Annotated in this window: 1 protein-coding gene; it reads right to left on the bottom strand. The window is 66.7% G+C overall.

Annotation, left to right across the window (positions count from 1 at the left end; all coding sequences use genetic code 11):
- A partial coding sequence (locus AC1DIO_RS35485) for a hypothetical protein (protein ID WP_476854969.1) occupies positions 1-463 on the bottom strand: 463 nt, incomplete at both ends.

The raw sequence follows: 463 nt of genomic DNA, 5'->3' as shown, positions 1-463 counted from the left end.
GTGGTCGAGATGTCGACGACGCCATCGGCGGCCACGTCGGCGCGAAGCGCCGTCAGGCTCGCAAGCGCGCTGCTGATCTGGGTCTGTACAATTCCCGCAGCCGTCACGGCCTGCCCGTAAGCTAACGCCGTTGCCGCGGCGAAGGGAGCAGCCGCGGCCGCCGCATCACGCGCGGCCAGGATCAGATCGGCGGCGGCTGCCGCGACGGAAGACCCTGGCGTCAGCGAAATACCACCGGCCGCCGCACTCCTCTCGAGCGCCGCGATCAGGGCAGACCTGTTGGTCAGCGTCTGATCGACGATCAGGTTCGAGATGATGCGAGGGTCGGCATCCGCGACGCTGTGGACGTTCACACCCGGCTGGTTGCTCGAGGTGGTGATGGTGGGGTCGTAATTGGTATTGGTGACGACCGGTGCTCCGGGGGKGCCGAGCGGCATCATGTCGCCATCGGCATCATTGATGT

Source organism: Allobosea sp. 05T439 (genome assembly GCF_056396005.1).
Note: the sequence above shows the minus strand (reverse complement) of the source record. Positions and strands in the feature narration are given on the sequence as shown.